The organism is Ruania alkalisoli (assembly GCF_014960965.1).
In the GTDB taxonomy this organism is placed as follows: Bacteria; Actinomycetota; Actinomycetes; order Actinomycetales; family Beutenbergiaceae; genus Ruania; species Ruania alkalisoli.
On record NZ_CP063169.1, the window covers coordinates 4,151,484 to 4,163,454 of the forward strand.

8 protein-coding genes are annotated in these 11,971 nt (G+C 67.7%); 4 read left to right on the forward strand and 4 right to left on the reverse strand.

What is annotated here, in order from left to right; genetic code table 11:
- Window positions 1–6: 6 nt before the first annotated feature.
- Window positions 7–2,406, reverse strand: a complete 2,400-nt coding sequence (locus IM660_RS18465; RefSeq protein ID WP_193497220.1) for an FtsX-like permease family protein — start codon at window positions 2,404–2,406, stop codon at window positions 7–9.
- 303 nt (window positions 2,407–2,709) lie between these two features.
- Here IM660_RS18465 and IM660_RS18470 point away from each other — a divergent pair, with 303 nt between their 5' ends.
- The 4 genes from IM660_RS18470 to purB all read left to right on the forward strand — a co-directional run bounded on the left by IM660_RS18470 (window position 2,710) and on the right by purB (window position 7,930).
- Window positions 2,710–3,201 carry a low molecular weight protein-tyrosine-phosphatase gene (locus IM660_RS18470; protein WP_193497221.1) on the forward strand — a complete coding sequence of 164 codons (492 nt, stop codon included), beginning with the start codon at window positions 2,710–2,712 and terminating at the stop codon, window positions 3,199–3,201.
- On the forward strand, window positions 3,201–3,962 hold the full coding sequence (locus IM660_RS18475; protein WP_193497222.1) for a fructosamine kinase family protein: 762 nt from the start codon (window positions 3,201–3,203) through the stop codon (window positions 3,960–3,962). Before IM660_RS18470 ends, IM660_RS18475 begins: the two co-directional genes overlap by 1 nt.
- Before the next feature lie 172 nt (window positions 3,963–4,134).
- Window positions 4,135–6,396, forward strand: coding sequence for a beta-glucosidase family protein (locus tag IM660_RS18480; RefSeq protein ID WP_210769024.1), 2,262 nt, complete (start codon window positions 4,135–4,137; stop codon window positions 6,394–6,396).
- Window positions 6,397–6,502: 106 nt separating this feature from the next.
- The gene (purB, locus tag IM660_RS18485; protein WP_193497223.1) at window positions 6,503–7,930 is read left to right on the forward strand and encodes an adenylosuccinate lyase; all 1,428 of its coding nucleotides are present in this window, start codon (window positions 6,503–6,505) and stop codon (window positions 7,928–7,930) included.
- 248 nt (window positions 7,931–8,178) lie between these two features.
- Here purB and IM660_RS18490 read toward each other — a convergent pair whose 3' ends face one another.
- The 3 genes from IM660_RS18490 to IM660_RS18500 form a co-directional block, all read right to left on the reverse strand.
- Complete coding sequence (locus IM660_RS18490) at window positions 8,179–9,834, reverse strand: type 2 periplasmic-binding domain-containing protein (protein WP_193497224.1); 1,656 nt, start codon at window positions 9,832–9,834, stop codon at window positions 8,179–8,181.
- A 77-nt stretch (window positions 9,835–9,911) separates the two neighbouring features.
- Entirely contained in the window at window positions 9,912–10,838 is a 927-nt protein-coding gene (locus tag IM660_RS18495; protein ID WP_246465028.1) for a carbohydrate ABC transporter permease, read from the reverse strand.
- A complete protein-coding gene (locus tag IM660_RS18500; protein WP_246465029.1) occupies window positions 10,835–11,842 on the reverse strand; it encodes an ABC transporter permease in 1,008 nt (335 codons plus the stop codon). The genes IM660_RS18495 and IM660_RS18500 overlap by 4 nt, the downstream gene beginning before the upstream one ends.
- Window positions 11,843–11,971 lie beyond the last annotated feature (129 nt).

The following is an 11,971-nucleotide window of genomic DNA, read 5'->3' on the forward strand; positions in this document are numbered from 1 at the left end:
GGAAGGTCAGCCGCGGAGCCAGTCGCTGGTGTTGGCCCGGCGCAGCGAGTGGCTGAGCAGGACGGCACCGACGTAGGCGGTTGCGAGCAGCAGCAGCGGATAGGCGAGGTAGGCGATCCACGGGTTGGGCAGGAGCGTCAGGCTGACCAGCCCGAACGGCAGTGTGGCGATCAACGACCCGACGAACCACTCTCCGGCCGTGGCCGCGAACACCGCGCCCAGGCCGATCCCGGCCGAGGCCGTCACCACGGTCTTGCCCTGCACCTGGCCTGCGAGCTCCCGTAGCGAGAACCCGATCGCGGAGAGTGCTCCCATCACCGGCCGATCCCGGCTCAGCCGCCATCGCAGGAAGAGGCAGGTGATCAGCAGTGCCACCGCCACCCCGAAGATCAACGACAGCACGGCCGCGCTGCGGAATGCGTCGGTCAGGGAGGACAGCAGCTGGTCGAGGTACTCCTGCATCGGCCACATCGTGGCGTCGGGGAACGTCGCGTTGTACTCCGATGCGACGGCCTCCGGGTCCGTCTCGTCTGTGGTGTTGGCGAAGATCACGTAGCTGGCAGCGCCGGCGGTCACCCGCCCTGGCATCTTGGCGGTGTACCCGCCGCTGGTGATGTCCTGGTAGATCCCGCTCACGGTCAGGGTCAGCTCGTCGTCCTGGTTGCGCACTGTGAGCTCGTCGCCCGTCGCTACACCGAGCTTGTCCGCATTCAGCGCCGACAACGCGATCTCCTGCTCTCCTGGGGAGCGGCCGTCGAGGAACTCCGCGCTGCCGGCGCTGTGGTCCCCCACCGCGATCCGCAGGGTCTCGGGACCGTCCACGCCCGTCGTCTCGTACAGCACGTTGGCATGGGCCTGCACGTCGGTGAGCCGGTGGTCCTCCGTCATGGCCGCCAGAATTTCGGCGCCCGCGGCGTCGACGTCGTCGGCGAACTGCACGTCTGCCCGCACGTCGGCCTCCGGCGATCCCATATGGGTGACGAAGCCAGGATCCTGGAATGTGTTCAGCAGGCTCATCGGTAACGTGATCAGCACGGTCGCCAGGAAGTACACCACGGGGATCAGCAGCCACTGCCGGCTCTCGGCGCGCAGGTCAGCCACCGCGAGCCGGCTGTTGAGGGTGCCGAAACGCCCGGCAACGCTGGTGCGATGCAGCCGCCGAGCTTGTCGCTTGGCCCGCCTGGCGGACTGGCGCTCACCGAGGAGGCTGCCGTGCACCAGGGCGTTGACCACCTCCACCTTCTTCACCGACCGCAGCACCCTCCAGCAGGTGAGCAGCACGATCCCGGCGACGAGCCCCACGGCCGCGAGCAGCACGGGAGCGGACAGCGCTCCGAATCCGGCGGGTGCGAAGTTCACCTGGACACTGCGGGTGAGCAGGTGAGCAGCAGCGATGGCTGCGCCTGCACCGATCAGGCACCCGATCACCGTCATCGCGCCGTATCGCAGCAGGTAGAGCCGAGAGATCTCGTGGGATGGAAGGCCGATCGCCTTCATCGTCCCGATCTCGCGGACCTCGTCCTCCAGGGTGCCGCGGATCACGAACCGCACGCTCAGCAGCGCGATCGCGATCAGGAGCAGGCTGACCAGCATCAACGCCATCGCCGCGAGGCCATCGCTGAAGGCGTTGAACACCCGGGCCAGCGCGTAGGTGACGGTCGGCCCGTTCTTCGGCACTGCCGCGTCCGCGTCATAGGCGCGTTGCAGCTCGCCGACCAGCGCGAGGTCGGTCATCCGGTACTCCACGATGATCTCCGACGCACCCCCTCCGGCCTGCCGCAGCGCCGCGAAGTCGGGCTCCGAGATCAGGAACCGGATCGCCGGGGACAACGAGGAGGCCATCTGTCCGTCGCGGACGAAGCCCTGAACCACGTAGTGTTCCGTCCCCGCGTCGGTGCCGACGACGAGCTCGTCCCCCACCCGCAGCTCATACCGCTGCTGGTACCCGACCGGAACATAGATCTCCCCGGGCGCCGGCCGCGGGATCGCACCGGACTCCTCCACGAGGTGGTCGAACTCGGTGTTCTGGGTGACGAAGAGGTTGTCGATCAGGCTGTCCGCGAAGTCTCCTGACTCCCCGGTGGACGGTCGTTCCCAGCCGATCGCGGCGCCGTCGAAGCCGAGCATGTCCTCGATGAACCAGCTCTCGATGCCGGGTTGCCCGGCGGCGAACTCCTCGAGCGCCGTCAGGTCGTATTGCCCCGAGTGCATCTGCAGGAAATGTGGGGGCTTTGCCTCGTCGAACAGCTGATCCACCGACCCGAGAGTCCGCTCCATCACCAGCGCGCCGGTGCCCATCAGGAATGCACTGAGGGTCACCACCAGCAGCAGTGCGGTGGTGACAGTCTTGTTCGCGCGCAGGTCGTTGGCGACGTACCGCAGGTAGACCGACGATCGGATGTTCACGGCAGCATTTTCCGTTCCTCGTCCTGAGGCGAGAGCCCGTCGCGCTCGCCACGCCTACGACGCTAGGAGGCCGGTGATGTCCGGGACCATCGGGGACAACCCGGGTTAGCGGCACCGAGACCCTGGCCTTCCTCAGGGTCGCCACCCTGACCATCGGCACCGCACGTCGGCACCGCACATCGGCACCGCACATCGGCACCGCACATGGGCATCGACCGGGGACCGCAGCGCGCCTCGAGTTGGCGTTGAGCCCGCCCGGCGAGCGGGATGGTGGCCAGAGCGACGCACCCGATAATGGTCGGCATGGGATATCGGATCAGCGTGGTGTGCACCGGCAACATCTGCCGCTCCCCGATGGGCGAAGCAATCCTGCGATCAGCATTCGAGGAGATGGGCCTCGGCGACCAGGTCGACGTGGTCTCAGCCGGGACGGGCGCCTGGCACCTGGGCAACGACGCCGACCACCGCACGCACGCCGTCCTCACCCGCCATGGCCACACCCTCAGCGGGCACACGGCCACCCAGTTCTCCGCCTCCGACTTTGCTGAGCTGGACCTCGTACTCGCCCTCGACCGCGGCCACGAACGGGCCCTGCGCCGGCTCGCCCCCGATGCCGGCGCCGCCGCGAAGATCCGCCTGCTGCGCAGCTTCGACTCCAGCGCCCCACCCGGTGCCGAGGTCGCCGACCCCTACTACGGCGACCCAGAGGACTTCGAGACCGTCTATACGCAGGTGAGCTCCGCCGTCGACGGGCTCGTGGCGCACGTGCGGGACGCGCTCGAGGCACCGGTCTGATGGAGAGCTGGACCAAGACCGACTTCCCGCACCCGGATGCCGCCCTCGCCGAGGCCGAGGGGTTGCGCTGGCTCGCAGCCGCCGACGGCGGAGCCCGGGTTGCGCAGGTGCGTCACGCCGGGCCCGGGGTACTGGAGCTGGAGCGGGTACGCGACGGCAGCCGGTCGGCCGAGCACGCCCGTACGTTCGGAGCGGCACTCGCCCGCACGCATGCCGCGGGCGCCCCGTCATTCGGGTTCGTCCCCGGCCAGGCCACGGGATTCATGGCGGGTGCGCCCATGCCCGGCAGCGACGCTGCGACGTGGGGCGAGTTCTACGCCAGCGCACGGGTGATGCCGTTCCTGCGGCGGGCCGAGGCGAGCGGAGCGTTCGGGGCGCGGGATGTGGAGGTGATCTGCGCCGTCGTGGAGCGGTTGGCGGCCGGGGAGCTGGACCATCCGCAGCCGGCACTCGTGGGTGAGGTAGCGCGGTTGCACGGCGACCTGTGGAGCGGGAACGTGCTGTGGTCACCCACCGGGGTGGTGCTCATCGACGCCACGGCGCACGGCGGGCACGCCGAGACCGACCTGGCCATGCTCGACCTGTTCGGAGCGCCGCATCTGGCGGAGATCCTCGCCGGCTACCAGGAGGTTTCCCCGCTCGCCGACGGGTGGCAGGACCGGGTGGCGCTGCACCAGCTCAACCCGCTGCTGGTGCATACCGTGCTGTTCGGGGGCGGATACGCCCAGGCGGCGGTGGCTGCGGCCTCGCGGTACCGCTAGGTGCCACGGCTCGTCGATACCGACGGGCGTGGCAGTCCGGCATCAAGCGTCTCGACAGTTCGACAGCGGGCGGCTTGCAGACGACGCTCGGGCATGCCACGCTTCTCTTTGAAGCGCTTCATTATGAGATTGAATCGCTTCATTCCCTGTTGATCAGTGTCAAGGAGGACATATGCTCACCGACGCCCCTCACCGGCACCTCGACCAGAGGTCCGAACCGCGACGGCGACGACGCCGCGCTCTCGTCCCGCTCACGATGGCCGCGGCACTCGCCCTCACCCCGCTGGCCGCACAGGCGCAGCCCCCGGCCGCCACACCCGCCGCAGACGCGTCATTCCCAGCCGAGTGCCCCTGGATGGACACCACTCTTTCTGCGGAGGAACGCGCGCAGGTCCTGCTCGACCACTCCAGCCTCGAGCAGACGATGCGCTGGATCGTCGAGCAGCCCGCCGCCGCTCCTGACCGGACCACCTGGCCCGGTGATGTGGTCTATCCCGAGCAGCTGCCGTGCACGCCGGACATCATGTTCGCCAACGGCGCCCAGGGACTCGACGCACCCGGTGCCACCGCCCTACCCGTCGCGATCGCCGAGGCGGCGGCGTTCTCCCCCGCGCTGAGCCAGGCCAAGGGTGCCCTCGTCGCCGACGAGACGTTCCGCTCCGGTCGCAACGTCCTCCTCGGCCCCGGCGTCGCGGGCGGGCGCACACCCCTGTCCGGACGCACATCGGAGTACTACGGCGAGGATCCTGTCCTCTCCGGCGTGCTCGCAGCGGCGAACATCCACGGACTGGAGGACAGTAACCCCGAGCGTCCGGTGGTCGCCAATCTCAAGCACTACGTCGCCAACGAACAGGAGCTCGACCGCGAGTCCAGCTCGAGCAACATGGACGAGCGCACGATGCAGCAGATCTACGGGCTCGGGTTCGAGATCGCCACGCGCGAGGGCGACCCCGGCTCGATCATGTGCTCCTACAACCAGATCAACGGCGTCTACGCGTGCGAGAACGACATCCTGACCGACATCGTCAAGGAGGCCTGGGACTACGAGGGCTTCATCATGTCCGACTTCGGTTCGGTGCACTCCACGGCACCGTCCCTGAACGCTGGCCTCGATATGGAGCTCAATCGCCCGATCTGGTTCACCCCCGATCGCCTGCACGCCGCACTCGACGCCGGTGAGATCACCGAGGATCAGATCGAAGCCGCCGCATTCCGCGTGGTGACGGTCTTCATCGAGGCCGGCCTGTTCGACCACCCACTCCCGGAGAACCCCTCGACCGATCTGGTCACCGAGGACAGCCGCGCACTCGCCCGCGAGATGGCCGAACAGGGGTCGGTGCTGCTGACCAACGACGGCACGCTCCCCCTCGCGGACACCGCGCTCGACGTCGCGGTGATCGGCCCGACCGCCTCGAACACCCCCACGGACGGCGTCAGCGCCCGGTCGGTCTGCTCGTCCTGGATGCCCTTCGGCGGCGGCCGCCCGTCGGTCCCCTGTGACGAGCCGGTCGCACCCCTGGACGCCATCACCGAGCGTGTCCAGGCCGCCGGCGGCACGGTGACCTTCGACGCCGGCACCGACCATGAGCAGGCAGCTCAGGTCGCGGCCGCCGCGGATGTGGCGATCGTGTTCGGGTACTACCAGATGGGAGAGTTCAGCGACCTGACCGATCTGCGCCTCGACAACGACGGAGACGCCCTGATCGAGGCGGTCGCAGACGCGGCGGCGAGCACCGTCGTGGTGACCCAGACCGGTAGTGCAGTCGAGATGCCATGGGTCGACGATGTCGACGCCGTGCTCCACGTCTGGTACGCCGGGCTGGAGATGGGCAATGCGATCACTCACCTGCTCTGGGGTGACGTCAACCCATCCGGCAACCTCCCGATGACCTTCCCGGTCTCTCTCGACGACGTCCCGACCAGCGCCCCGGAGCAGTACCCCGGCGTGGTGGACACCGATGGCATCCGGCAGGTGGAGTACTCCGAGGGCCTGCAGGTCGGTTACCGCTGGTACCAGGCGCAGGGCATCGACCCCCTGTTCGCCTTCGGGCACGGGCTCTCCTACACGACCTTCGACTACTCCCACATCCGGGTCACGCCCCGGCAGGTGCAGTCCGGGCACGAGGTGCGCGTGCACTTCCGCCTCACCAACACCGGTGATGTCGCGGGCGAGGAGGTCGCCCAGGTCTACCTGACGCTGCCGGACGAGGCCGGTGAGCCATTCCAGCGCCTGGTCGCCTTCGAGCGGGTGCACCTCGAACCCGGTGAGCACGAGAACGTGGTCATCGAGCTCACCCGGGATGACCTCGAGTCCCGGCACCTGCTGCAGTATTTCGACGGCGGAGCCTGGGTCACCCCTGCGGGCGAGTTCGGCGTGCACGTCGGATCTGCCTCTGACGCCCTCGCCCCGCCGGTGAGCTTCACCGTGCGCTGACCGGGTCGACACCCCGGAATCGCTCGTCGATCTGGCCGCCAGATCGACGAGCGATTTCGGGTGGGCACGGGTTCGCCCGCCGCACGAGTTCTGGGATGATGGCGGCATGGAGCGCGTTCTGTTCGCCGAGCTGCCCGATATCGCCCTCGGCCCGTTGGACGGCCGCTACCGACGGGTGGTGGCCCCGCTGGCGGACCACCTGTCCGAGGCGGCTCTCAACCGGGCCCGGCTGCAGGTGGAGGTGGAGTGGCTCATCCACCTGACCACCCACCGAGTCCTCCCGGGAGCCCCGGACCTGAGCGAGGCCGAGATCGCCTACCTGCGTGACGTCGTCGCCACCTTCGGCGCCGAGGAGATCGCCGAGCTGGCCGAGATCGAGGCCGAGACCCTGCACGATGTGAAGGCGATCGAGTACTTCCTCAAGCGCCGGCTCGCCGCCGCCCCGCAGACGCTCGGCGAGGACACGGTGCTGCCCCGCGTCAGCGAGATCGTGCACATCTTCTGCACCAGCGAGGACATCAACAACCTGTCCTACGCGCTCACCGTGCGCGACGCCGTCCAGCAGGTGTGGCTGCCTGCCGCCCGCACCGTGGCCGACGCCGTGGCGGATCTGGCACGCGAACACGCCGGGGTCCCGATGCTGGCCCGCACGCACGGGCAATCCGCCACCCCCGTGACCCTCGGCAAGGAGCTGGCGGTACTCGCGCACCGCCTGCGCCGGCAGATCAGGCGGATCGAAGCAGGTGAGTACCTCGGCAAGATCAACGGCGCCACCGGCACCTACGGTGCGCACTCGGTCTCGGTCCCGGGCGCGGACTGGCAAGAGGTCTCCCGCACGTTTGTCGAAGGTCTGCGGCTCAGTTGGAATCCGCTCACCACCCAGATCGAGAGCCACGACTGGCAGGCGGAGATCTACGCCGATGTGGCGCGCTTCAACCGCATCCTGCACAACCTCGCCACCGATGTGTGGACCTACATCTCCCTGGGGTACTTCCGCCAGCGGCTCTCCGCGCAGGGATCCACAGGCTCCTCGACCATGCCGCACAAGGTGAACCCGATCCGGTTCGAGAACGCCGAGGCGAACCTGGAGATCTCCTGCTCACTGCTGGACACGCTCTCGGCCACGCTGGTGACCTCCCGGTTGCAGCGCGACCTCACCGACTCCACCACGCAGCGCAACATCGGCGTCGCGTTTGGGCACTCCCTGCTCGCCCTCGACAACGTACGCCGCGGCCTGGCCGGCCTGGATGTGGACGCCGCCACGATGGCTGCGGACCTGGACGCCAACTGGGAGGTGCTCGGGGAGGCCGTGCAGTCGGCGATGCGTGCGGCGGGGATCGCCGGTGCCGACGGGATGGCCGACCCCTACGAGCGCCTCAAGGAGCTCACACGTGGTCGCCGCGTGGACGGACCCGCCATGCGGGAGTTCATCTCCGGTCTGGGCCTACCGACCGAGGTCGAAGATCGGCTGCTGGCACTGGGCCCGGCCGACTACGTGGGACTGGCACCCCAGCTCGTCGCCCACCTGGACTGACGGGGCGCCCACCCACCCGGAAATCGCTCGTCGATCTGGCTACCGCCGGGCGGTCGGAGACCGCCAGATCGACGAGCGATTTCCGTGAGCGGAAGCCATATCGACGTCGGATTCCTGGGTGGGAGCCAGATCGACGAGCGATTCTAAGTCGGCCCGGCGCGCGTCGCTGAGGACGACGACGAGCGGGTGCGCCGGCAGGAGGAACCGGCGCACCCGCTCGTCTGGCGGTGCTGGGCGTCAGCGACTGGTCACTGCGTCGCGTCCCATGCTTCCTGGTAGATCTCGACGTAGCGATCGCTCCCGTTGGCGACGAGGGCGTCCTGGAACGCCTGCCAGTCATCGTCGGAGTCGATGTCACGCACACCGGTGACGAACTCGGCGCTCGCCTGCAGCACCAGGGACTCGACATTGGTCTGCACGGTGGAGAGCTCGCTCGCGTGGTCCTCGGGGATCCACAGGTTCCAGTACGGGAAGGCCTCCGCCGGGCTGTTCTCCGCGTAGGGCTGCGTGGCCTCGAACAGACGGCGCTCATAGCCGGAGAGGTCGTAGACGTCCTCGGGGACAACCTGCGACTGACGGAACTCCTGGCTGCCGTAGTACTGGGCCAGCGGGCCCCAGGCGGCGTTGGTGTTCTCACTGGCCTCCGCGCCACTGAGGCGATGGCGCACGTACAGCGGCTCGAGCTCCTCGTTCAGGGCCACGTCACCGTCCTGGGCGTAGTCCCAGGCGACACCCTCCTCGCCCCACTCGGCACGCAGGTGGTTGTCGTAGTCGATCATCCAGTCCACGATCTCCACGAGCGTGGCCGCTTCCTCGTCGGTGGCGTTGTTCGTGATCACGAAGGTGGCGCCAGCCGAGGACGAACTGATCTCCGACGCCGGCGAACCGTTCGGCCCGGTCAGCGGGGGCAGCGCGTCATAGTTGGCGTCACGGCCGTCCTCCTGACCGATGGTGACGAAGACGCCCGGGTGACCGACCGTGGCAGCACCGAGGATCGGGTCGCCGGCGACGTCACCGAGGGCGAGCAGCGCATCCTGGTTCTGCGTGAAGGCGGCCTCATCGATCAGGCCGTCCTCGAACAGCGAGTTCACGTAGGTCAGTCCCTCGCGCCACCCGTCGAGCGTGGGCTGCAGCGTCACGTCGTCCCCCTGCAGCGCCAGCGATCCTGGTGCGGACCCGCTCGTGCTGGAGGTGGCCATGTACACGAACGGGTTCATCAGGAACGGCAGCACCGAGTTCGCACCGGGTGAACCGGACAGCGGCACCTCGTCGGCCTCACCGTTGCCGTTCGGGTCCTGCTCCTTGAACGCGGCCAGCACCTCCCTCAGCTCCTCGGGCGTGGTCGGCTGCTCCATGCCGACGCTCTCCAGCCAAGCAGTGTTCAGCCAGAGCTTGGAGGGATAGGTGCAGTGGAAGCAGTCGTTCCACTGGGGAAGACCCCAGACGTTGCCGTCGGGCGCGGTGGACAGTGCCTCCCACTCGGGGGTGTCGGCCCATGCGGCTTGCAGGTTCGGCGCGTTCTCCTCGAGCAGGTCGTTCAGCGGCCGGATCAGGCCCTGATCACCGAACTTGATGAGCTCGGCCTGGGTGAACTGATCCACCCACGGAATCAGCAGGAAGGCATCCGGGTAGTCACCGCTGGCCAGTGTGATCTGCCGAGACTCAGAGGCCGCAGCCGCGTCCCAGGTCGTGGTCTCGAACTGCAGATCGACGCCGAACTCTTCCTCGATCAGCAGCGTGAACGAGCTCGTGTTGAGGTCACGGTCAGGGCCCTGCTGGCTGTAGATGGTGATGACGCCGTCATCGGTGGGTTCCTCCTCGCCACCGGGGGCGCAGGCGCTGATTCCCAGCGCCAGGCCACCGGCGGCCAGAACAGCCGCGGTTCTGCGGTGCGTGCGTGTCATGTCGTGCCTCTCTTCGTCGTGAGGGAGTGCCACCGTCGTCGATGGCCGGAGGGTTGAACGAGGTCGGGAGGGTCAGGTCAGCCCTTGACGGCACCCAGGAGCAGGCCCCGGGTGAAATAGCGGGCGACGAACGGATAGATGAGCATCATCGGGACGGTGGAGACCACGATGAGCGAGTACTTCAGCAGGCTTGCGAGTTGTTGTCGCTCGATCGCTGCGGTGACGTCCGCGCCCGCGTCGGTGTTGAGGATGAGGATGTTGCGCAGCACCAGCTGAAGTGGGTAGAGACTGTCGTCGCGCAGGTAGATGAGAGCGTCGAAGTAGGAGTTCCACTGCACGATCGCGTACATCAGAGCGATCACGGCGAGCATCGGCGCCGAGAGCGGCAGCACCACCTTCCACAGGATGCGCAGGTCGCTGGCCCCGTCGATCTCACCTGCCTCACGCAGCTCGTCCGGGATCGCGGTACGGAAATAGGTGATGGCCAGGATCGCCGGCCACACCGCCACCGCCTTCGGGATGAGCAGGGCCCAGCGAGTGTCCAGCATGCCCATGCTCTGCACCACTAGGTAGGTCGGGATGAGCCCACCTGCGAACAGCATCGTGAAGACGACTGCGCCGGTGAGAAATTTGCGCCCCACGAAGTCGGCCCTGGAGAGGGGGTAGGCGAGCATGACCGTCAACGTCACGCTGATCGCCGTACCGGCGACCGTATAGAACGCCGAGTTCGCGAAGCCGGTCAGGATCGTCGAGTTGGTGAAGACCACCTCGTACCCGCGCAGCGTGAAGTCGACCGGCCAGAGGAACACCTCACCGGCCGAGACTGCCGCCGGGCTGGAGAAGGAGCTGACCAGGATGTACCACAACGGCAGCAGCACCACGATCAGGAACGTCGTCAGCAGGATGTAGACACCGACGAGGAAGATACGGTCGACCGGCGTCTCCCGCACCCGCCGAGGGCGCCGGGAAGCCGTGCGGTTCGGCTTGGTCAGGACGGCGTTCACCACAGCCCCTTTCCTGTCACGCGCTTGGCGACGATGTTGACCGCGACCAGCAGAACGAGGTTGATGACGGAGTTGAACAACCCGATCGCGGTGGCCAGGCTGAAGTCGGCGTTCTGGATGCCGATCTTGTAGGTGTAGGTGGCGATGATCTCCGACTGCGAGAGGTTCAGCGGGTTCTGCAGCAGGAACGCCTTCTCGAAGCCGACCGCCATGATGGAGCCGACCGAGAGGATCAGCACCACGACGATGGTCGGGGTGATGCTCGGCAGGTCGACGTGCCAGATCTTCTGGAGCCGGTTCGCTCCGTCGACTTTCGCCGCCTCGTAGAGCCCCGGATCGACCCCGGCGAGGGCGGCGAGATAGATGACGGCGGAGTACCCGGCCGTCTGCCACACCTCGGACCAGACATAGACGTGCCGGAAGAAGTCCGGCTGGGCAAGGTAGTCGGTGGCCGGCAGACCGAAGAAGCCGGTCAGGTCGCTGGCCAGGCCGATCCGCGGCGAGAGGATCAGGATCGCCATCGAGACCACGACCACCGTCGAGATGAAGTAGGGCGCGTAGGTGACCATCTGCACGGTGCGCTTGAAGAACCGCGCCCGGATCTCGTTCAGAGCGAGGGCCAGGATGATCGGGATCGGGAAGCTCGCGATCAACGCGTACAGGCTCAGCAGGAAGGTGTTGCTCACCACGGTGGTGAACATGGGGTTGGAGAAGAACCGCTCGAAGTACTCCAGTCCCGCCCACGGCGATCCCCAGATGCCCTCGACGACGTTGAAGTCCTTGAACGCGATGATCGCGTTCGCCATCGGCACGTACTGGAAGATCAGGAAGTACAGCAGCGGGGGGATGACGAGCAGATAGAGCTGCCAGTGGCGCCGGACGGACCGGCGCAGCCGCCCACGGCGACCACCAGAGTGACGGCGCGGCGAGGGCGATGCGCCCAGCCCCCGCGTCGCGACCTGGGGTGGCGACGCGCTGGCTGTACCCAGACCGGTGTGCACCACTGGGGACTCCTCTCGCTGTGAACCGAGGACGTGGCGCCTGCCGCTCAGGGGCGGAGTCTGTGACCATGACCTCGTCGTCCGGTGAATCGTTTCTCTGATGCTAGCCAGGGTTCCCACTCATGCGCAACC